Raw genomic sequence first — 20,382 nt, 5'->3', positions numbered from 1 at the left:
TCAGGTGTTTCCATCATCATTAGGATCTGTTCGCTGAGGCGTTTTTCCCCACCCCCCCGTCCCCGTCCACACATGCTCCGCAAGGGATGTTGAACCGGGTATCTGCAGATGCAGGCGCGGGAGGGGGCGGGAATGCTTCGGGGGCTGCCAGAAGCAGATAACACCCCGCTTCCTTCGGAATCGCCTTTCAGGTTGCTCTGATGAGCAAGGGTGTATCAGCTCTGTCATCCTGCTCCCTCGATTACCCCGCCCCCCCGATACCCGCGCCGCACCTGCTTCAAACTACCCACATAAAATAACGAGGAGGCAAAAGTATTGATGTAAGCCGGGCAATCAATCCCCGGATTTCTCCTGATCCTTCTTCCGGTATCCTTCCAGCAGAAGGGTTGCCAGGTTCTTCACCGGCTTATCGGTCTGCTCCTGGATATGGAACTCGCAGAAGGGGCAGATAGTGACGACGATATCTGCTCCGGTCTCTGCAATCGCCTCGCCACGGAGTTTTCCAAGGGCTGCTGCCTCTTCGGGCTGGCCGGATCGTACACCCCCGCCTGCCCCGCAGCACTGTGCCGGCATCGGGATATACTCTTCCACAACCTGTTCAAGGATGATCCGTGGGGGTTCGCGTAAACCCTGGCCGCGGAGCAGGTGGCAGGGGTCATGGTAGGTTGCTTTCACGGGGAGTTTTGCAGGAGCCTCAATTCCTGCTTTCACCAGCACCTCGGTGATATCCATCACGGTGAAGGGAGTGTCATAATCATTCTTCAGGGTGGAGCCGCACCCGGCACACATCGTCATGACGATCTCAATGCCCCTTGAGGCAAACGCCCCGATATTCTTCTGCTTCAGGTCAGGAAGTATCTTTGTCTGTCCTGTCCGGATGAGCGGGGATCCGCAGCAGACCTGCTCGTGGGGGATGATCACCCGGATGCCGTTTCGCTTCAGCACGTCCATTGCGTCAAGCGCAGGCTTCGGCACCCGCCCATTGAACATGCAGCCGGTGAAGAAACCGACCGTCATCTTCACCGCTCCGTCCGGCTCGATCACCTCAGGCACCTCTTCGAGGAAGGTGGTTTTTGTCTGTTCAACACTCCTGCCTGTCTCTTCGATGAGCTGTGCCACCTCCTGGTGGCGGGGAAGGGTGAGTCCTGCCTGGTTTGCCCGCTCCCGGAGCTTCTCGATTGCCTTGCCGGGGATCTCGATCTCTTTTGGACAGACCTCGACACACCGGTGGCAGGTGGTGCAGGCAAACAGCCCCCGTTCTATTGCCTCAGGTATCCTGTCTGTTGTGTCACGCGGATCAAGTGCACACCGCATCTCCTGCCGCATGGCAGTCGGCCCGGCAAAATCAACAACCTTCAGTGCAGGGCATACCGAGACACAACTGAGGCACTCGATACATTCACGGAGGGGCTTTATCGCCTCCACCTCCTCTTTTGAGAGGGGCCGGGGCTCACCTGATTCTGTTATCCGGGCCAGTTTCTCAAGAACAGGCGCAATCTCGGTTGCGAGATCCCGGATCACCGGCAGCTCAAGGGGCTCAACCAGCATCTGGTCGGATGCCTCTTCCATACAGGCAAGAACCGGGTTTTTGTTGACCCTGACGGCACATGATCCGCACTGGCCGGCACGGCAGCATGCACGGAAGAGGAGTGACGGGTCATGGGTGCGTTTCACTTCTTCAAGTGCATCAAGCACACGGGCACCCTCATTGACCGTGATGGTGTAGGTCTCACGGTGCGGTTTCCTCTCCTGTGCCGGATCTGATCTCTCTATTGTGAGGGTAATCTCTTTCATGCGATCCTCCCGGTGACTTCTATGCAGCGGCATGCTTGTGCGATCCGGGTATGGCCATAGGGAGAATCCACTGGATCCCATCGTGCCGCACAATCGACCCTGACATGTGCTCCGCGTGACTCCTGCCGGAGAAGCGCACCATCAAGGATCATGCCTGCAACAAGCAGCATATTCCGGATCGTCCAGGCATCCATGATCCCGGCGCCCGATGATGCCGAGGGGGTGATGCTGCTCATGGCAAGGACTGCTTCCCGTGTCTCCGTGAGCCGGGCAGCGTCCCTGTAGATGCCTGCACCATCCCACATGACTCTCTTCAGCCTGCCTGCAAGATCAGATGGTCGTGTATCTCCCTGCTCAAATGATGCAAGCTGCTCCTCAAGACGGGCCGCCTGTTCTGGATCGATCCGCCGTCTCCCGGTCTTCTCTTTTCCTGCCGCCTCACCTGCACGCCGCCCAAAGACCTGTGTCTCGGCAAGGGCGTTCCCGCCGAGGCGGTTTGCGCCATGGACGCCGCCTGCCACCTCTCCACAGGCAAAGAGTCCGGGGACAGTTGTTCTGCATTCAGGCGTGATCCTGAGGCCGCCCATCATGTGGTGGGCAGTTGGCGCAACCTCCATCGGCTCCGTGCGGATATCAACACCGAACTTCAGGAACTGCTCAAGCATCAGGGGCAGCCGCTCTTCTATCTGCTGGCTGGAGAGGTGGGTGACATCAAGCCAGACGCCGCCCCGGGGTGTTCCTCTCCCCTCAAGCACCTCGGTGGCAATTGATCGGGCAACAACATCCCTGGTTGAGAGCTCCATCCGCTCAGGATCGTACCGGGCCATGAACCGCTCTCCCTCACTGTTCTTCAGGATGCCCCCCTCTCCACGGACAGCCTCGGTGATCAGCCTGCCGCGTGCGTCGTAGGGGTGGACTGCACCTGTTGGATGAAACTGGACCATCTCCATGTCGATGAGTTCTGCTCCCGCCCGGTAGCCGAGTGCATACCCGTCGCCCGTGCCGGTCGTTGAGTTGGTGGTGATATCATAGATCTGGCCGCACCCGCCGGTTGCCAGCACCACCGCATCGGCTGCAATTGCCCCTATATCGCCATCACGGGTTGCGGTAAAGGCGCCGCAGACGCGGCCCTGGTCTGTTGCGAGTTCAAGGGCGGTGATCTCGTTTCTGAGCCGGATGTCAGATGCGCGGAGGCGTTCAAGGAGGGTCATCACGATCTCATGGCCTGTCCTGTCTCCGGCATAACAGGTTCGTGCGAATGCCTGTCCTCCAAATGGGCGCTGGGCAATGGTGCAGCTGTCTTCTGCATCGAATACCGCTCCAAACCTGAGGAGATCATCTATCCGGTTGGGCGCTTCATTGACAAGCACCTCTGCAAGCGCCCGATCATTGAGAAATGCACCTCCTTTGAGTGTATCGTTGAGATGGCTTGAAATTGTGTCTGTCTCACGGAGAACAGCGTTATATCCTCCTTCCGCCATCACGGTGCAGCCGCCTTTTCCGGCAACACTCTTTCCAACCAGGATCGTCTCCCCGTACCGTGCAGCCTCAAGCGCCGCCCTGATTCCTGCACCGCCGCTCCCGATAACGAGAACATGGCATTCCTCCGTTGTAATCGCACCCATCGTATTATATTCATCTGCCGTGCAATATCTTAAAATACATCGTGGGGTTTGGTGAGCCAGGAATGAGGCTTGTAATGAAATTTGGCGGCACATCTGTTGGTGATGAGCATGCTATCGGCCGCGTGGCCGGTATCCTGAAGAGCCACAGGAGCAGGGGAGATGAGCTTGCAGTTGTTGTATCGGCGATGACCGGTGTCACCGATCAGCTTATTGAAACCGCTGAGGAGATTGTACGATCATCAGAAAACCCCCCGATCGATGCGCTGATAGCTGCGCTCCGTTCCAGGCACCTGCATGTTCTTGATGTGGTTGCCCCGGATGCTCCGGAGGAGGTTATCGCCTCTATCGATGACAGGCTTCTGAAACTGAAGCATATACTCACTGCTATCTATACGCTGAGGGAACTGACCCCGCGGTCGAGAGATTTTATCATATCCTTTGGGGAGCGGCTTTCTGCCCCGGTTGTTTCTGCAGCCCTCAACCAGGCGGGTGTTGCCTCAATTGTGCTGGATGGTTGTGAAGCCGGTATAGTCACAAACTCCTGTCATGGTGGAGCAGTTGCGCTTCCCGAGAGCTATGACCGTATCAGGACAAGGGTGTTGCCCCTTCTCCCGGATACTGTTCCGGTGATCATGGGGTACATGGGGTGCAGTGAAGAGGGGTTTATCACCACGCTTGGCAGGAGCGGATCTGATTATACCGGTTCTCTCATCGGTGCCGGGATCGAAGCTGAGGAGATCTGGATCTGGACCGATGTCGATGGTGTGATGACAACCGATCCACGGATGATCCGGGATGCCCGCGTTCTCCCATCCATCTCGTTTCTTGAGATGATGGAACTCTCGTACTTTGGTACAAAAGTGCTCCATCCAAAAGCAATTGAACCGGCAATGATGAAAGATATCCCTGTCCGGGTGAAGAATACCTTCAACCCGTCAGCACCAGGCACAACTGTTGTCAGGACGGCACAGCGGGAGCAGCGGGTCGTCAAGGCGATCTCGATTATCAGGAAGGTTGCCCTCCTCACGATCGGTGGTGCACAGATGGCTGGAAGGCCCGGTGTTGCACGGGAGATCTTTTCTGCACTTGCGAGCAGGGAGGTGAACGTGATGCTCATCTCCCAGGGGTCATCTGAGGCAAACATCACCCTGGTCATAGATGAGGATCATCTCACCCCTGCACTGGAAGCCCTGTCCGGGATCCAGAAACGCGGCTATATCAGGGAGGTTACGTATGACAGGGATATTGTCGTTCTTGCCATTGTCGGCGCCGGGATGGCAGGAACCCCCGGAACAAGCGGCAGGATCTTCTCGGCACTTGGGAATGCCGGGGTGAACGTGATGATGATCACGCAAGGGTCCAGCGAAGTGAATATCTCGTTTGTTGTCAGGGAAGAGGACGGTGCCCGAGCTATACAGGTTCTGCATGATGAGTACAGGCTCTCTGAGAGGTGTGATGATGAGTAACACCACCTACCGTGATGCCGGTGTTGATATTGATCTTGAAGCAGAAGCGGTGCAGGCGCTTGTGAGCGCCCTGACGTTTACGCGTGAAGGCGTCTTTGGGAAGGTCGGTGGCACGGGTCATTTTGCCGGGCTCATCGACTGTGGTGCCTATGTTCTTGCCATGGCAACAGACGGTGTCGGTACAAAGATGCTTGTTGCCGATGCGCTCTGCAACTGGTCAACAGTCGGGGTCGACTGTATCGCGATGAATGTCAATGATCTCTATGTGATGAATCTTGAGCCTGTTGCGTTTGTCGATTATATCGCCACGGAATCGCTTGATCCTGAGAAGATGAGGGAGATCGGCCGTGGACTGAATGAGGGGGCACGCCAGGCGAATATCAATATCGTCGGCGGTGAGACCGCGACATTAAAAGGGCTTGTCAACGGCCTTGATCTTGCCGGAACCTGTCTTGGTATTCAGAAACGCAACCGGGTGATTGATGGCTCATCGGTTCGTCCGGGTGACCTGATCATCGGGTTTCCCTCAAGTGGTATCCATTCAAACGGGCTCTCACTTGCCCGAAAGATTGCAGCTGGCCATGGCGGGTATGATGCAGTCCTTCCAAGTGGCACAACCGTCGGCGAGGCTCTCCTTACACCAACCCGGATCTATGCTGAAGTCCTTGCAGTCTGTGATGCCTGCGATATCCACGGGATGTGCCATATCACCGGTGGCGGCCTCCTGAACTTCAACCGGATAGGCTCTTTTGGCTATGCCTTTGATGATCCATTGCCGGTTCCTGAGATCTTCACCTGGCTTGCAGAGAAGGGAAATGTCACAGAGGAAGAGATGTACCGGACATTCAACATGGGGATGGGGTATGCCGTCATTGTCCCGGAAACGAGTGTGGAGACAGTCCTCTCCATGGTGCCCGGCGCCCGTGTTGTCGGGCGGGTGATTGAGGAGCGTGGTGTCTGGCTTCACGGCAGGGAGCTCCGGTAAGGGTATAGCCCGGCACCTGCCCTTCAGACACTCATTTCTTTTTGCTTTTCTTTGTCTTGGATGGTCCCTGCTGCTTAGCTCTCCGTCTGAATCCCTGTTTCGTCTCTTTTCGTGCTTCCCGCGGGGGCTCTGGCTCTTCTTTGGTTATTTTTCCTGCAACCAGCTCCACACCTGATTCTTTTGTCAGGAGGAGGTGGTATGCATCGTACTTTTTGTGGTGCCTGACCAGTACGCGGTCAAACCTGAGAACAGATCCATACGCGGCTCGCCGGAGATGGCTGTTTTTATCTGCGATATGGTATGCGGGGAGTGCTGCATAGGCTTCCCGTTTCCCGGTTCCATCACAGATCCGGTAGAGGTATGTCCCTGAATCTCCGATGTTTTCTGATATCTTCTGTGCAATCACATTGATCTTTTTCCCAACGTGGAGATGCAGGCGGGAGATGCGATCAGCTTTTGCGGTTCTGGGGACGGTATAGTCAATCCGTTTTCTGCCGTCTTTATTGTGGATGGCAAATGCCGCCTTGATATCAGTATTGTAAAACCGATACGGCTCATCTGTTGCGGCAACCGCCGTCATCAGGCGGGTGGGTTTCACCTCAGGCAGCTGGATAAAGCTCCAGCATCTCTGCACACTGCAGGGGACGCCGCGTATGTCCAGGCAGGGGGCAAAGATTGAGAGTCCACGATCATGCAGTCGCCGTGAGAGGTTCCGCAGCTCAGTTGCATTGACGAGATCGGCAGGCTCGGAGATGAGGAGGGCTCCGGTCTCCCTGAGCGTTCCTGCAAGCCGCATCACCACAGCCTCCCGGACCGTCTTCTCTGGTATCTCGTTGAGGATATTTGCACAGACGATCAGGTCATAGGGTCCTTCTGGAAGTGGTGCATCGGGATCGGTGATATCGAGTGGGATGGGTGGCAGGGTGGCACAGTTGTTGCTACCCTCGCAGATTGCAGGGACGAGTGCCTGGTATGCCTCTCTCCAGGCATCTGAGTGTTCGATTGCATGGACTGCCGCATGGCATCCGGGTGTCTCTGCCAGAATCGATCTGAGGGCAAGCGTCACCGTCCCGGGCCCGGATCCGACATCAAGTACCGCCATTCTCTTCGGGAGGAGTCCGTCCTGCATCAGCTCTGAGAGGAGGTGGCGCATCTGGATGTAGTAGACCGGAAAATGGTAGGCAAGGTAGGCAAAGATGCTGTACTCGTCTGTGTACCGGATCTGCCGTTTATCCCCCTCCTTCCAGTAGTTCTCCTTCTGGGCGATGACTGCGTCCTGGATCTTTTTGAGTGTCTCCGAATCATCCCATGGTTTCCGGGTTGTGGCGGTGATGTAGCTCTCTATCTGGTCCTGGATCGCAGCGTCGACCATCCGGCCGGGAGGCAGTTCATCCGGCCTGCATGGCTCCTCCTCCTCCTGCCTCCACCGGACGATGAAGCCTCCATCTTTCTTTCCTATCTCGCACCTGTATTCAGAGAGGAGGGGGAGGATCACACTGAGCATCTGCTGGTGGCCCCGGGGGTCGTGTAACTCTTTTAAAAATGCTGAGAGATCAAAAGATGGCCTCTCCCGTGTCCAGCGGGCAAACAGCTCCTTCAAGGCTTCGTCTCTCACATAACTTCCCCAGTATCTATCGGAGAGAGAAGGTGATGAAACCATCCTCTTAATCCGGGATCGCAAAAAAGTGGCGGTGCAGGCATATGAGCAGATTACTCCTGATACACCTCTCCTCTTCAGATCAAAAGGAGCGCCACCCCGAAGACAAGGCATCCGGCAGCAGCCAGTGGCAGGGTGAAGGTGAGCACCGTCTCCCTGATACTCCCGCCTGATGTTCTGTTCACGAGCCAGAAGAAGGGATCACTGACATAGCTGATCACCATCGTCCCCCCTGCGATCATCAGGAGAAGCGGAGCTGCGGGGATGAGGTCTGGAATGGCCGTCTCAGCAATGATGTCGGCTGCAATAACGGCAGTGACAACGCGGGACCCTTGTGCGGTCTGGATGAGTGCTGCCAGGATGAAGGGGATACAGACAACCGGAACAGCTGAAAGGAGGATCCCTGAGACATCGGCTGGAAACGTGCTTGCTGCGATGACCGCTCCAAAAGCACCGGCTCCGCAGAGGTCAAAGATGATGACGCCGGCATGCTTTGTTCCTTCAGTCACTGTTTTTCTCCGGGCCGTTGCAGGTATTCCAAGGACTGCAACCAGTGCCCCGGCAAGAAGCGCCACCGGGAGCGTTCCGAGGAGTCCGATTCCCGGAATGAGAAACCCGGCAGTGATGATCAGAACCGGGATGGCTATCGGGGCCCATGCAGCCCAACGGGAACTCATCAAAACCTCTGTATCTTCCGTATCCATCCTGGTAGCCGGGCTGAGAAGAGCGATGATTCCTGCAAGGAGGAGGAGGGAGAGGGGTATGGTGATGAGGTTCAGGGCAGGTTCTGCCCCAAAGGTCTGCATGAGTGCTGCCATAACGGGTGCTGGAGCAATCAGGACAAAGGAGAGAACGGATCCTGCGGCAACCAGGGAGAAGAGGCGGCCGACTGCTGCGGAATTGTCTGTATAGCTTTTGAAGAGGGGTGCAAGGACAAGGAACGGCGTGATCGCGCACATGAAGGGAACAGCAAGCAGCCACCCGGAGAGCCCGGCATGCAACGCAGGTCTCCGTGAGAGAGCGTTAATATCGGCGAGAATTCGTGGAATGCTGTTTCCAGCTGATAGAGATGCTGCAATGACGGATCCGCCAAAGACAGCGACACCGAGGATTGCGAAGATCCTGCCTGCTCCCGCGCCTGCAGCATCAACAATGATATCGGAAGGCAGCCCGGCGAGCCATCCGAAGAGAAGAGCTGAGCCAAAAAGAGCCGGAAACGGGGGTATCCTGAAATAAGCTGTGGCAAGTGTGATTGCAAGCAGGCAGATGAGAAAAGCGGAGAGTGTCTCCACCGTTCACTCACTCCGGTTCCGGTTCAAACGGGGCCTGGGTTGCAGTATCGCTGATGATTGCGCTGTTTCCACTTGGATCTTCGATGATCAGGGTAAATGGTATTTCTCCTTTCCGTGCACTGGCAAGTGTTTCAAGACCTTCGATGGCCTTTTGTCGCTCTTCGGCTTCTGCTGACAAAAGGACAGTTTTAATCGCATCCTCTACCCGTGCAAGCACACCTTCGACATTGGAGATGAATCCACTGCATGCCGGACCGGGATCGACAGTTACGCCAAGCTCGGGGATCTCGATCCTGCCAGAGGTGGACCGGATAACACGGGTGTAGAGGTCATCAGCACGCTGCACCTGAAACTCAAAACGTATCGGTCCATGATCTGCGAGGATAATCGTGTCGGTCAGTCGGAAGCCACAGGACTCGCAGAGACCGCACATAATGAGAATATCCGAAAAGAATGGGATATTCTCTGTCTGGTAGATATAGTCAATCTCGTTTTGGCAGAGTGGGCATGGGCCGGAGAGGGCCTGTTTCACCTACGTGCCCCCACCGATCTTCTCCCGTGAGATCTTCACTGATGTCGGGGTGACAACGACATACCGCTGGTCGCCGATCCCGATGATGTCGCCGTTCACATCGCGTGCGACATCCTTTAGGTCTTTCATCACCCGCTCAAAGGTGATTTTGTCGAGCTTGAGTTTCTGAATGTCAATGATTACAATGTTGTTGTTGTACACCTCGTCCTTGATCCGGGGTGTATCCTTGAGATCACTGATTGTTGCAATCCTGACATACATCAGGGCAGGCTCCTCGCCTGTTGCTGCTGTCTCATACGCAGCCAGATCGAGGTCCATATACTCCTCCTCCTTGGGGGTGGCACCCTTTCCGCCAATGATGGATTCAAGAAATCCCATGTAGATTCCTTTCTATTGGTAGTTATTAATTGTATCCTTATATCTCGAGATTCCAGATTGGATCGCCGACATAGTGAATGTTCTTTGCAACCTTTCCTTTCTCCATGGAACGGATTTCATCGGCGTCGAAGAGTGCAATCACCACTGCTAACGGCTTCCCGTGCTTCTCATCGACAACAAGGGCAGGCTGGTTCTTCTGAATGTCACCTGTCACAGCGACAACACCCGGGCGCATCACATCTGCACCATTGACCATAAAGGATACCGCTCCGGAATCAACTGTTATCCGGCGGGCAGTGAAGGGTCGGATATGCGCTCCCCTGAGTGTCGGAAATGCCCAGTCCTTCCCTGATATGAGGAGCGGTTTCTTATCGATGAGATAGATTGCAATATCTGCGTCAGTTTCAGCACGCTCTATTGAGGCGGTTGGGAAGAGCGCTGCGTCTTTGCCAAGTGCCTTCTCAAGCATCTTTGTAATGTCTGCTGCCTGTCCTTTCCGGATCGCATGCCGTCTTCGGATGGTGATCTCAGCCATGGTTATGCACATATCCCTTTCTGAATACTTAATGGCGTGGATCCGGGGCTATCTTTAAGTGAGTCGCAGGCGCATGTATAGTACTCTCTCAGGGTTATGCAAAGGGATTTTTATGACCAGGCGACCGCTTGATATTTTGGAACAGGTCTTAAACCGGCAACCGGTCTTAATCTCGCTGAAAGGCGGGCGTGAGATCCGGGGGATTCTTCAGGGATACGATGTTCATATGAACCTTGTTCTTGACGGTGCAGAAGAAGAGACAGAGAATGGTGTTGAGAAACTCGGTACACTGATCGTCCGTGGGGACAATGTGATCTATATATCCCCTTCAGTCGAATAAGATAGGTGATTTTTCATGTCGAAAGGTACTCCATCAATGGGTCTGCGCAATAAGCGCTCTCATATCGTATGCAGGCGGTGTGGCAGAAGGTCATACCATGCCCGCCATAAAGTCTGTTCAGCATGTGGATTCGGACGGAGCGCCCGTCTGCGCTCCAATGCCTGGACAAGTAAGAAACCACTCAGGCCAACACATTAAACCGACCAACACTATAAGAGCTGGATCATGTGCGGCATCGTGGGCATCGTTGATAGCGGCGGAGTGTCGCTACCTATCTATTATGCCCTCTATGCCCTCCAGCACCGTGGTCAGGAGAGTGCCGGCATCACGACGTATGATGCCGGTAAAATTCATAAACATAAGGCACAGGGGCTGCTCTCCGAGGTCTTTGACCAGGAGATTCTGAAAAAACTCACCGGCAGAACGGGGATCGGCCATATCCGGTATCCGACAACCGGCGAAAACCGTCCGGAAAATACCCAGCCACTGAACTTCACCTTAAAAGGGCATTACTTTTCTATCGTTCACAACGGAAACCTCGTGAATAATGATGTCCTTGTCGCTGATTATGAAGAGCATGGCCATATTTTTGCAACGACCACCGACTCTGAGGTGATAGCCGCCATCATCGCGCGTGAGCTGACTCTCTCCGGCTCAATGGAGGATGCGGTTGTCCTCTGCATGCGGATACTGCAGGGTTCATATTCGGTTATTGCGATGCTGGATGATACCATCTATGCCTTCCGTGATCCCCTCGGTATCAAGCCGCTTACTCTTGGAAGAACCGAACACGGCTACATGGTTGCCTCAGAGAGTGTTGCAATGGATACGCTCGGGGCAACATTCATGCGGGATGTGAAGCCGGGTGAGCTGATCAAAATTGATGAGCATGGCATCTCCTGCCGCCAGATTATGAAGGCAAACCATACCGCACTCTGCCTCTTTGAGTATATCTATTTCGCGCGTTCCGACTCGGTCATCGACGGGGTGCTGGTCTATGATGTCAGGAGGCGGATCGGTGAGCAGCTCCAGAGGGAGGCTCCGGTTGATGCGGAGATGATATCGCCTGTTCCGGACTCAGGCATGTCGATTGCAGTCGGGTACTCGGAGGCTTCAGGCATACCCTTCAAGGAAGGGCTGATCAAGAACCGCTACATCGGGCGAACCTTCATCATGCCGACCCAGACACTGCGGGAGAATGCTGTGCGGATGAAACTCAACCCGATCAGGGGTCATATCCAGGATAAGTCCGTTGTCCTTATCGATGATTCAATTGTCCGGGGCACCACATCCCGCAGGATAATTGACCTGATGCGTGAGTTTGGTGCACGTGAGGTGCACTTCAGGGTCGGCTCACCTCCTATCCGGGCACCCTGCTATCTGGGTGTCGATCTCCCGACACGGCAGGAGCTGATCGCCCATAACCGTGAACACGATGATATCTGTTCGGCTATAGCTGCGGACTCACTCCATTACGTCTCGCTTGAAGCCCTGATTGCGGCAACCGGCCACAGGCCTGAGGATCTCTGCTACGGGTGCCTCTCGGGATGCTATCCGGTCTCTATCCCCGGGGAGCACGCTGCCTGCCGGCATATCGATTTTGTGCATGGTTCGTACCAGACAGAGCTTCAGTTCTGACTTTTTTAAAAAAAACCCCTTTGGAAGAGAAAGAATATGCAGAAACAGTGATAGCGAGGGATGGATTTGAACCATCGATCTACGGGTTATGAGCCCGTCGGGATCTCCTGACTACCCCACCTCGCTTCGGAGTAATAATATTCCAGTTCCAGCTTTATATAGCTTACCGAAAGGCGGGGAGCTTCCGGCAAATTTTCCGGTGTTTTTGCTGATCAGGGAAAAAACCATGAATATCCTCTGTTCTCTCATTCCCCTCTGGGATGGGGAAACAACTGATGCGAACCCTTATCTGAGGCGGTTGAGATGTATGAGTATGGATGATGAACTGGAGTATCTCAGGCAGAAACGCGCCCGGGAAAGACTGGCAGAACTTGAGAAAAAACCGCCTGTTCAGGGTGTTGTGCCGCTCTCAGAGATTACCTTCAATGACTTTATCCAGCAGAACCGGTTTGTGGTTGTGGATTTCTGGGCGGAATGGTGCGGGCCCTGCCAGAGGGTAGCGCCTGTTATCGAGGCGCTCTCCCATGAGATGGACGGGCTTGTCTCCTATGCCAAATGCAATACAGATGAAGCCCCGCGTATCGCCCGGCAGTTTGGCATCTCCGCAATCCCGACAATCATCCTCTTTGCCAATGGCAGGATGATTGACCGGGTCACGGGAGCGGTTCCAAAAGAGACGCTCCGATCTGTTGTCAACCGGGCATTCGGGCTTCAATAACCGGGTGCCGGTACCACCTGATACTTTTTCGACACTCCCGATACCCGCACCGCACCAGTTTCAGTCACTCCTGATGATCCGGCTGGTGCAATCGGGGATGAGAGAGATGAGGGCTCTCTATCGGGTTCAATCACTCGTTCCTGAGAATTCAGGAAAAAACCCTTGCGATCAAATTTTTGGCGAAGAGTTATAGTAAAAAATATCTCTCTATTGTACACAGCCAAAATCTATAATTGGCTATAGTGTATCTGTACTCGTATGCCAATGACATCTGTTCAGATCCGAACTGAGACAAAAGCGAAGCTCAATGATCTGAAGATCCATCCAAGGGAGACATACGATGAACTCATCAATCGTCTTGCCGACGCTGCGTACGATGATGAGCCCCTCTCCCAGGAGGAGATACAAGCCCTATGCGAGAGTGAGGAGGAGATTCAGGCAGGCCGTTATCGTAATCTCAGGGATATTATGCGTGATCTCGGAGATGATCAGGTAATCTGGCAACTGGGTGAGAAATAGTGTATACCGTACTCTTCACACCCACTGCTGAGAAAGCATATGGTGCATTGCCACGGGTTATGCGAATACGTCTGGCTATAGCCCTTGAAAAGTACGCTGCCGATCCATATGCCCGCCATGATGTGAGAAAGCTGAGGGGGTATCCTCCTGAAAAGCCACGGTATCGGTTGAGAGTGGGTGATTACCGGATACTCTTTCAGATAATTGCTGATAAGCTCATCATATGTGTGGTTGCAGTGGGGAAGAAGAAGAATCTCAGGTATTGAGTACCAGAAAGCGTCCCTCTGCCCCTCTCCCCGCACCGCACCAGCTTCGGTCACTCCTGATGATCCGGCTGGTGCAATCGGGGATGAGAGAGATGAGGGCTCTCTATCGGGTTCAATCGCGTGTTCCTGAGAATCCAGGGAAAAACCCTCGCGATCAGAATTTTGGCGAAGAGTCGGTTTTTTTGGAGAAGTGCCAGAAAATGCATGTGCAAACCCATCATGTTTTTCTTGTATATCTGGTGCCTGTATTGGCATCATGAGCGTTTTTCCGGCAGGTATCTAACCCACAGCAGACATACACCTTCATTGTGACAGATACGCTCTCCCGTCTCCATCCCGCCCTGCGCGAGGTGCTGGTCTCAACCCTCCGGTGGGACGAGTTCCGTTCTGTTCAGGAAGAAGCGCTCCTGGCGTATGGCAGAGAAATGGATCTCCTCATCCTCGCGCCGACGGCGGGTGGCAAGACTGAATCTGCATTTCTGCCCGCTCTTCATGATCTCCTGACGGCCCGGACGCCTGGAATCGGGATACTCTATCTCTCTCCTGCAAAAGCCTTAATCAATGATCAATATCTCAGGATCACCCATATAACCGCACCACTGGGCCTTGAGGTCTCTGCATGGCATGGGGATGTACAGCGATCGGATCGGATCTGGCATGAGGATGAACCGCCGCATATTCTTCTCACCACCCCGGAGTCGCTTGAACTGCTGTTAATGGATCCAAAACGGCGGCGGGCATTTCTGCAGCTCCGGTCAGTGATTGTTGATGAGGTGCATACCTTCGCTGGATCAGCACGCGGTGTGCAGCTCCGTTGTCTCATCGAACGGCTTGATCATCTTTGCACCAGGCGGATCCAGCGAATCGCCCTCTCTGCAACTGTTGGAAACCCTGAAGCGCTCCTTGCATGGTTCTCAGGACACGATCGCACCGGTGCCTGTATCCGGGCTGAATCGCCTCCGTCAGCGAGGCGGTTCTCGTTTCTCATAGAGGCGTCTGAAGATGAACGGATCAGGCTGCTTGCGGGGGTTGTGGCTAACAAGAAGACGCTCCTCTTCACCGGGAGCAGGAGTGAGGCAGAGCGGGTTCATGCAGCCCTCTCGCAGTATGTGGCATCCGCCCTGGTTCACCACTCGGCAGTCTCGCCGGATGCCAGGAGGGCTGCTGAGGAGGAGATGGCAGGGAGTGGGCCTGCCTGCATTGTCTGCACCAGCACGCTTGAACTTGGAATTGATATCGGCGCACTTGATCTCGTTGTCCAGTATGGGCCTCCCGACTCGGTTGCCTCATTTCTCCAGCGGCTCGGGAGGTCCGGCCGGAGAAAGCGGCCGCCTGAGATGGTTTTTCTGCTCGCAAACGGGGAAGAGGCGCTGCTTGCGGCTGCCGCTGTCCGGGCGGCACGGGAGAAGCTGGTTGAGCCGGAAGCTCCTCCAGCTATTCCCTGCCACGTCTTTCTCCAGCAGCTCTTTGTACAGCTTGCGATCTCCCGCCGCGGCCTGGGGAGGCGGCCCCTCATCTCAGGCCTTCTTGCCCTGCCGCCGTTTAATGGGATCAGCAAAGAAGATGCAGACCGGATACTGGATCATCTCTTCAGCGAGGGATACCTGGCAATGGATGGGGATCTCGTGACACTCGGTTCTTCTGCAGAACGTGAACTGTTCCGGTACCACGGGCTTCCTCTCTGTTCTGTCATCCCGGATATCCGTGGGTATCGGGCAACCACACCTGAGGGCGAGTTCGTGGGCACGCTTGATCCTCTCTTTGCCGGGTCTGCTGCCCATGGTTTTACGCTTGCCGGGCGGAGCTGGCGGGTTCTTGCACGAGATGATGAACGCAGGAGCCTTCTTGTGGTTCCCATGCAGAGGGAGGCGTCCCGGCCGTTCTGGACAGGTGGAGGCAGGCATGGGATATCTCATCTTCTTGCAGGTGCTGCGGGCAGGATCGCCCGGCAGAGGGAACCAGATCTCCCGTTGGCAGAGGAGGTGCAGGACGCGATCCGGGATGCGGTCTCAACCTGGCCTGCCGGGTGCGAGTGCGATGAGATCGTGATTCTGGCTGAACCGATGGCTGAGGGATCATGGGTTTCAGCCTGGACGTTTCTTGGTGATCACCTGAATGCAACCCTTGCCTGCCTGCTCCGGTATCTGCTCCCATCAAACTGGGCAGTTGAATCCTCGTTCTCTTCAGTTACCGTGGCAGTTCCCGGCTTTGTCGAACCAGCAGCCGGGGAGGAGGCGGTCTCTGTTGCGCTTCTGCAGATCCGGGATCTCTCAATAGACGAGCTGGCGGCGATGCTGCCAGAGCTCCCTCCTGACACCTGGCGGCTTGGGAGCTATCTTCCCCGGGCTATCAGGCAGAGGATGGCGGCAGTGGATTCGTATCATCTTCCGTCAGTGATCGCAGCCCTACAGGACCGGTATCACCCCTGTTTCTGAACCATATCTGCCAGCGGGTACCGCCCCCGGGACGCGGGGAGCAGGAGTACGAGCCCTTGATCTGCCGGACAAATGTCCTGATCAGCTCGACACCAAGGGTGGATCCGGTCTGTAGATCGATTGTTTCAGGCATGCCTATTCCGTCATCCTCGAAGGTGAGGATGATCGAACCCTCCTCGTCCTTTTCCAGTGAGATCCCGATTCTTCCCTCTCCTCTGCCCTTGAATGCGTGTTTCATGGCATTTGAGAGGAGCTCGTTTACAATAAGCCCGCAATAGGTGGCAGTGTCGATATCGAGCGTGAGATCGTCAAGCCGGTGGGTCATGGTGATCTTCCCAGATGATGAATAGGAGTGGGCGATTTCAAGAGAGAGTTTCCTCACATACTCTGCCGCGTTGATTCGTGCAAGGTTTCCGGATTGGTAGAGGTGTTCATGGACAAGTGCCATTGAGGCGATCCGGTTCTCGCTGTCCTGGAATGCACCCATAAAGCGTTCATCTCCTATTGTGAGTGCCTGGAGATGCAGGAGGGATGAGACAACCTGCATATTGTTCTTGACACGATGGTGGATCTCCCGCAGCAGGGTCTCCTTCTCATACAGGTTCTCCTGGATCTTCTGCATCATCTCTTTCTCCCTGGTGATGTCACGGGCAGCAGCAAAGACTCCCTGTACTGTTTCTGACTGGTCACAATAGATGCTTGCATTATAGAGCACATCCCGTGTCTCGCCAGATATGTTCTTGATCGTCAGGGCATAATCCCTGACAAATCCTGATCTGAAGGCTTCCCTGTACCCTTCCTGTGCCTTCTTTGGATCGGTGAAATACGTGGCAAAATCGCTTCCGATCAGGTCTTCACGGGAGATGCCGGTCACCGTCTCGGTTGCCTTATTCACATCCGTGATCAGGCCATCCGGACTTATGGTGACGAGGGGGTCAAGGCTTGCTTCGATGAGCCCGCGGGTGTAGAAAAATGTTCTCTGCAGCCTGTCATCAGCCACCTTCTGTTCGGTGATGTCCTGGCAGGCTCCCTGCACTCCGATAATTTCTCCTGATTCATCCCGGATCGCCTCGCCGGTGGTTCGTACCCATTTTCTGGTTTCTCTGCCAGTGATGATCTCCATCTCCTCATCATAGGGAATGCCGTCTTTGGCGCAGGCTGAAAAGACATCCCGGATTCTCTCCTGCCACTTTGGGGCATAGTAACTGATCCCCTCATCAATTGTGGGGGAGTATCCGGGTTCTTCATCATGGATATGTGCCACTTCATCTGACCATGTGATCCTCGAATCGGCTAAACTGACACTATAGCCGCCAAACTGTACGGTCTTACCTGCAATCCTGAGTATTGCCTCATTTTTCCGGAGCCTCTCCTCCATCTCCTTCTCACGGGTAATGTCCCTGAGGATACCCGAGATGGCAATGATTGTGCCATTCTGATCCAGGATAGGAGATATTGTAGCTGACATCCGGAGCTTTCTGCCAGATCGGTGCTGCCGGTTCACCTCCCGCACCTGCGGGGTTTTTGTTGCAATCATCTCATTGAAGTAATCTATAAAGATCGGCTGATCCTCCAAAGGGATCACAAGTGAATACTGCCTGCCGATGATCTCCCTGGCTTTCCATCCAAGGATCTCCTCTGCTCCCCTGTTCCAGGTGATCACCCTGGCATTGAGATCAAGGCTCGTAATCGCGTCACCCGATGATTCCACAATGGAAGCGAGCCTTTTTTGGATCTTCTCGGCTTTTTTTTGCCCGGTGATATCAAGGCCAATGCCATAGAGCGTTGTCTTCCCGCCGGCTCTGACAGGAACAACATTCAGGAGGAGTGTCTTCACCTCACCATCCACCAGAAACGGTGTTTCGCGTGTCCGTTGACTGGTAAAAGGGTTTTGGGCCTCTCTCTCCTGCCCAAGGCATTCTGGGGGGACAAAATCCCAGACCGACTTCCCGATCACCTCATCCCGGGAACGGTTCAGAAAATCAAGTGCGGCCTTGTTTGCCTCAAGATAGGTTCCATCTTCATCTGCGATCAGGACGGGGTTCAATGCATCATCAAAGAGGGTCTGGTATATTTGTTTGCTCTCGGTGAGTTTCCAGGAGAAGGTGCCGCTGATGATCCCAACACCTGCCATCACAAGAAACCGCAGGAAGGCTTCGGCAAGTGCAATTGTATCAGGGAAGATGATGATGTGCAGCAGCAGGTATACGGCTGCAAGTCCGCACCCAATGAGGATTCCGGATCGCTGAAACCGGTAGCCGGCTAGAATAATCGGGATGTAGAAGAGGTGTGGATAGACCTGGGTTACTCCTTCCTGGAGAAGGATGATTTCAATCACGATCGCTATGAGTGCAGTTCCGGTGATGGCAGGGAGCCAGGGATCAGGCTTCCGGATCGCTCTCTTCATGGCTAATGCGCTCTCTCTTTCAATTGCATCCTCTCCTCTCTTGTGACATTCCCGTCGTCTGGCCTGATACAATACGTGAGGCGGGGTTCACAACAGGCCCGGATGATTAAACCAGTTGCAGCACCTCTTCCTCCTGCATTGCGGGACTATGTATCAGGTATGCATATCGGGTATGCACATAGATTAATGATAGTTAGGATCAAGGTATAGATGTTTAGTTTTGAGAATGCTATGCCAAAAGAAGATAATCATGACGAATACCTGAAGACGATACTTGCTCTCTTCAGTGAGGAGCCACGTGGTTTGAGCATTAGCGATATCTCCCGGGAGATCGGACTGAACCGGAACTCTGTCTCAAAATATGTCAATATGCTCTCGATCTCCGGCAGGGTCGAGATGAAGATGGTTGGCCCGTCCAAGGTATATTTCCTCTCTGAACGTGTGCCTGTCTCGGCACTCATCGATTTTTCAACAGATGCAATCGTTCTCCTGGATGAGAAACTCAAGGTAGTCACCGCAAATGATCACTATCTTTTGCTTGCCGGAGTGGCAAAGGAAGATCTGACAGGTACCCGGATCCAGGATTTTGATTATCCAATACTCTCAACAGACGCGTTTCTCTCCAGAATACCCCGGTATGGTGAGGGTGAACAGGTGCTGGAAGCAGTTGTCCCTGATACCGGAGCTGGAGAGCGGCACTTCCGGGTGAAGATCCTTCCTGCTGCTTTCGAAGGGGGTGATGCCGGGTATGCGGTAATTATCGAGGAGACAACCGAAAGGCGGCAGTCAGAAGAGAGGATCGCGTCTGCCCTCCGTGAGAAGGAGGCTCTCCTCCGTGAACTCCACCTGCGGGTGAAGAACAACCTCCAGATGATTGCAAGCTTAATCAATCTCCAGAAGATGGAGAGCGGATCGGATGAGGTGGCAGCGGCACTCCGGGAGACAGAGAACCGGGTTCTCTCCCTCTCGCTTGCCCATGAACTCCTCTATGCAGAAGCGATGATCGCAGAGGTGGATATGAAAGCATATCTTGAGCTTCTCATCGGGGAGCTCAGGCGATCATATGATCTGATGGATTCCGGTATCGCCTGCGAACTCCCAGCTCATGAATGCCTGCTTGATGCTGACTCGGCAATAGCTGTCGGCCTTATTGTCAATGAACTGGTGGCGCTGGCAGCAGGTACTGATGGAACGTGCAATCTGCATGTATCAGGGAGCATCTCTCCAGACGATGGTACCTGCTGCCTGAAAGTCATCGCGGATGAAGCAGTGGAAAGAACCGATGGCCTGGGAATGGCGCTTGTCCGGACGCTTGTCAACCGGGAACTGAACGGGACTCTGAGCATCCTGCCTGACGGCTGGGAGGTGAGATTCTGAACCAGGATGGGTCTTCTCCACTCCGCTTCTATATTGTTGAGGATAACGCGGTTATCGCCCTTGATCTCTCGTGGAGGATCGAACACCTCGGCCATACCGTTGTGGGTGTGGCTGAATCTGCCGATGAGGCGATCCCGGGCATTCTCGACACCCTCCCCGACTGCGTCCTGATAGATATCATGCTCAGGGGTGACAGTGATGGCATCCATGTGGCTGAAGAGATTACCCGGCGCTCACCCAGGCCGTTTGCCTTCCTGACGGCATACTCTGAAGCGGGTATCGTTGAGAGAGCCGGGAAAACCAACCCGATAGCATATCTTGTCAAGCCTGTCAAGGATTATGATCTCCTCAGGGTGATCAAGCTGGTGAGGGAGGCAACTGGCGAGGGGCCGGGCTCTGATCAATAATCATCTGTAAA

The 20,382-nt window shown here is 54.5% G+C and carries 19 protein-coding genes and 1 tRNA gene; 11 read left to right on the top strand and 9 right to left on the bottom strand.

The genetic code is table 11. The annotated features are described in order from the left end of the window. Nucleotides 1–333: 333 nt before the first annotated feature. Nucleotides 334–1,794, bottom strand: coding sequence for a fumarate reductase (CoM/CoB) subunit TfrB (gene tfrB / locus ABCO64_RS02715; RefSeq protein ID WP_292616913.1), 1,461 nt, complete (start codon nt 1,792–1,794; stop codon nt 334–336). Then, nucleotides 1,791–3,419 (bottom strand): fumarate reductase (CoM/CoB) subunit TfrA, encoded by a 1,629-nt coding sequence (gene tfrA / locus ABCO64_RS02710; protein WP_253455838.1) that lies wholly within the window; start codon nt 3,417–3,419, stop codon nt 1,791–1,793. Before tfrA ends, tfrB begins: the two co-directional genes overlap by 4 nt. 62 nt (nt 3,420–3,481) lie before the next feature. Between tfrA and ABCO64_RS02705 the strand changes: the two genes are divergently transcribed. Both ABCO64_RS02705 and purM read left to right on the top strand, forming a co-directional pair. After that, entirely contained in the window at nt 3,482–4,885 is a 1,404-nt protein-coding gene (locus tag ABCO64_RS02705; protein ID WP_253455835.1) for an aspartate kinase, read from the top strand. Then, nucleotides 4,878–5,870 carry a phosphoribosylformylglycinamidine cyclo-ligase gene (gene purM / locus ABCO64_RS02700; protein ID WP_253456541.1) on the top strand — a complete coding sequence of 331 codons (993 nt, stop codon included), beginning with the start codon at nt 4,878–4,880 and terminating at the stop codon, nt 5,868–5,870. The genes ABCO64_RS02705 and purM overlap by 8 nt, the downstream gene beginning before the upstream one ends. A 31-nt stretch (nt 5,871–5,901) precedes the next feature. Here the strand turns inward: purM and ABCO64_RS02695 are convergent, their stop codons facing one another. From ABCO64_RS02695 to ABCO64_RS02675, 5 genes are all read right to left on the bottom strand, one after another. Continuing rightward, nucleotides 5,902–7,485 carry a small ribosomal subunit Rsm22 family protein gene (locus ABCO64_RS02695; RefSeq protein WP_343089198.1) on the bottom strand — a complete coding sequence of 528 codons (1,584 nt, stop codon included), beginning with the start codon at nt 7,483–7,485 and terminating at the stop codon, nt 5,902–5,904. 119 nt (nt 7,486–7,604) lie between these two features. After that, nucleotides 7,605–8,819 (bottom strand): GntP family permease, encoded by a 1,215-nt coding sequence (locus tag ABCO64_RS02690; RefSeq protein WP_253455829.1) that lies wholly within the window; start codon nt 8,817–8,819, stop codon nt 7,605–7,607. 7 nt (nt 8,820–8,826) lie between these two features. Beyond that, a complete protein-coding gene (locus ABCO64_RS02685) occupies nt 8,827–9,351 on the bottom strand; it encodes a ZPR1 zinc finger domain-containing protein (protein ID WP_253455827.1) in 525 nt (174 codons plus the stop codon). Further along, nucleotides 9,352–9,729, bottom strand: a complete 378-nt coding sequence (locus ABCO64_RS02680) for a cell division protein SepF (protein WP_253455824.1) — start codon at nt 9,727–9,729, stop codon at nt 9,352–9,354. It abuts the gene before it with no gap. 37 nt (nt 9,730–9,766) lie between these two features. Further along, nucleotides 9,767–10,264, bottom strand: a complete 498-nt coding sequence (locus ABCO64_RS02675; protein ID WP_253455821.1) for an RNA-binding protein — start codon at nt 10,262–10,264, stop codon at nt 9,767–9,769. 112 nt (nt 10,265–10,376) lie between these two features. On the opposite strand from ABCO64_RS02675, the gene ABCO64_RS02670 reads away from it, so the two are divergent. Genes ABCO64_RS02670 through purF form a run of 3 tightly spaced genes read left to right on the top strand, consistent with a single transcriptional unit; the run spans nt 10,377 to nt 12,242 of the window. Then, nucleotides 10,377–10,604, top strand: a complete 228-nt coding sequence (locus ABCO64_RS02670; RefSeq protein WP_253455818.1) for an LSM domain-containing protein — start codon at nt 10,377–10,379, stop codon at nt 10,602–10,604. 15 nt (nt 10,605–10,619) lie between these two features. After that, nucleotides 10,620–10,802: a 50S ribosomal protein L37e gene (locus ABCO64_RS02665; RefSeq protein WP_253455816.1), complete on the top strand. Its 183-nt coding sequence runs from the start codon at nt 10,620–10,622 to the stop codon at nt 10,800–10,802. Nucleotides 10,803–10,829: 27 nt separating this feature from the next. Next, a complete protein-coding gene (purF, locus tag ABCO64_RS02660) occupies nt 10,830–12,242 on the top strand; it encodes an amidophosphoribosyltransferase (RefSeq protein WP_343089197.1) in 1,413 nt (470 codons plus the stop codon). A 51-nt stretch (nt 12,243–12,293) separates the two neighbouring features. On the opposite strand, the gene ABCO64_RS02655 is transcribed toward purF, so the two are convergent. Next, nucleotides 12,294–12,368 (bottom strand) — tRNA-Met (locus ABCO64_RS02655). A 187-nt stretch (nt 12,369–12,555) separates the two neighbouring features. Between ABCO64_RS02655 and trxA the strand changes: the two genes are divergently transcribed. The 4 genes from trxA (at nt 12,556) to ABCO64_RS02635 (ending at nt 16,180) form a co-directional block, all read left to right on the top strand. Continuing rightward, a complete protein-coding gene (gene trxA, locus ABCO64_RS02650; RefSeq protein WP_253455810.1) occupies nt 12,556–12,960 on the top strand; it encodes a thioredoxin in 405 nt (134 codons plus the stop codon). A 258-nt stretch (nt 12,961–13,218) separates the two neighbouring features. After that, nucleotides 13,219–13,479: a DUF7557 family protein gene (locus tag ABCO64_RS02645; protein WP_253455807.1), complete on the top strand. Its 261-nt coding sequence runs from the start codon at nt 13,219–13,221 to the stop codon at nt 13,477–13,479. Continuing rightward, the gene (locus ABCO64_RS02640; RefSeq protein WP_253455804.1) at nt 13,479–13,745 is read left to right on the top strand and encodes a type II toxin-antitoxin system RelE family toxin; all 267 of its coding nucleotides are present in this window, start codon (nt 13,479–13,481) and stop codon (nt 13,743–13,745) included. The genes ABCO64_RS02645 and ABCO64_RS02640 overlap by 1 nt, the downstream gene beginning before the upstream one ends. A 308-nt stretch (nt 13,746–14,053) precedes the next feature. Beyond that, complete coding sequence (locus ABCO64_RS02635) at nt 14,054–16,180, top strand: DEAD/DEAH box helicase (protein ID WP_253455801.1); 2,127 nt, start codon at nt 14,054–14,056, stop codon at nt 16,178–16,180. On the opposite strand, the gene ABCO64_RS02630 is transcribed toward ABCO64_RS02635, so the two are convergent. Then, complete coding sequence (locus ABCO64_RS02630) at nt 16,095–18,587, bottom strand: PAS domain S-box protein (RefSeq protein WP_253455799.1); 2,493 nt, start codon at nt 18,585–18,587, stop codon at nt 16,095–16,097. The genes ABCO64_RS02635 and ABCO64_RS02630 overlap by 86 nt on opposite strands. Nucleotides 18,588–18,818: 231 nt before the next feature. Between ABCO64_RS02630 and ABCO64_RS02625 the strand changes: the two genes are divergently transcribed. After that, on the top strand, nt 18,819–19,964 hold the full coding sequence (locus tag ABCO64_RS02625) for a sensor histidine kinase (RefSeq protein WP_253455796.1): 1,146 nt from the start codon (nt 18,819–18,821) through the stop codon (nt 19,962–19,964). Next, nucleotides 19,946–20,371: a response regulator gene (locus ABCO64_RS02620; protein WP_343089216.1), complete on the top strand. Its 426-nt coding sequence runs from the start codon at nt 19,946–19,948 to the stop codon at nt 20,369–20,371. Before ABCO64_RS02625 ends, ABCO64_RS02620 begins: the two co-directional genes overlap by 19 nt. Nucleotides 20,372–20,382: the final 11 nt, after the last annotated feature.

The organism is Methanocalculus natronophilus (assembly GCF_038751955.1).
Classification (GTDB): domain Archaea; phylum Halobacteriota; class Methanomicrobia; order Methanomicrobiales; family Methanocorpusculaceae; genus Methanocalculus; species Methanocalculus natronophilus.
This window is presented reverse-complemented; position numbering and strand designations above follow the sequence as displayed.

What these genes read in the sequence shown, in the direction of transcription:
- tfrB (WP_292616913.1), bottom strand. Translation starts at nt 1,794, where the DNA reads ATGAAAGAGATTACCCTCACAATAGAGAGATCAGATCCGGCACAGGAG.
- tfrA (WP_253455838.1), bottom strand. Translation starts at nt 3,419, where the DNA reads ATGGGTGCGATTACAACGGAGGAATGCCATGTTCTCGTTATCGGGAGC.
- ABCO64_RS02705 (WP_253455835.1), top strand. Translation starts at nt 3,482, where the DNA reads ATGAGGCTTGTAATGAAATTTGGCGGCACATCTGTTGGTGATGAGCAT.
- purM (WP_253456541.1), top strand. Translation starts at nt 4,878, where the DNA reads ATGAGTAACACCACCTACCGTGATGCCGGTGTTGATATTGATCTTGAA.
- ABCO64_RS02680 (WP_253455824.1), bottom strand. Translation starts at nt 9,729, where the DNA reads ATGGGATTTCTTGAATCCATCATTGGCGGAAAGGGTGCCACCCCCAAG.
- ABCO64_RS02675 (WP_253455821.1), bottom strand. Translation starts at nt 10,264, where the DNA reads ATGGCTGAGATCACCATCCGAAGACGGCATGCGATCCGGAAAGGACAG.
- ABCO64_RS02670 (WP_253455818.1), top strand. Translation starts at nt 10,377, where the DNA reads ATGACCAGGCGACCGCTTGATATTTTGGAACAGGTCTTAAACCGGCAA.
- ABCO64_RS02665 (WP_253455816.1), top strand. Translation starts at nt 10,620, where the DNA reads ATGTCGAAAGGTACTCCATCAATGGGTCTGCGCAATAAGCGCTCTCAT.
- purF (WP_343089197.1), top strand. Translation starts at nt 10,830, where the DNA reads ATGTGCGGCATCGTGGGCATCGTTGATAGCGGCGGAGTGTCGCTACCT.
- trxA (WP_253455810.1), top strand. Translation starts at nt 12,556, where the DNA reads ATGGATGATGAACTGGAGTATCTCAGGCAGAAACGCGCCCGGGAAAGA.
- ABCO64_RS02645 (WP_253455807.1), top strand. Translation starts at nt 13,219, where the DNA reads ATGCCAATGACATCTGTTCAGATCCGAACTGAGACAAAAGCGAAGCTC.
- ABCO64_RS02630 (WP_253455799.1), bottom strand. Translation starts at nt 18,587, where the DNA reads ATGAAGAGAGCGATCCGGAAGCCTGATCCCTGGCTCCCTGCCATCACC.
- ABCO64_RS02625 (WP_253455796.1), top strand. Translation starts at nt 18,819, where the DNA reads ATGCCAAAAGAAGATAATCATGACGAATACCTGAAGACGATACTTGCT.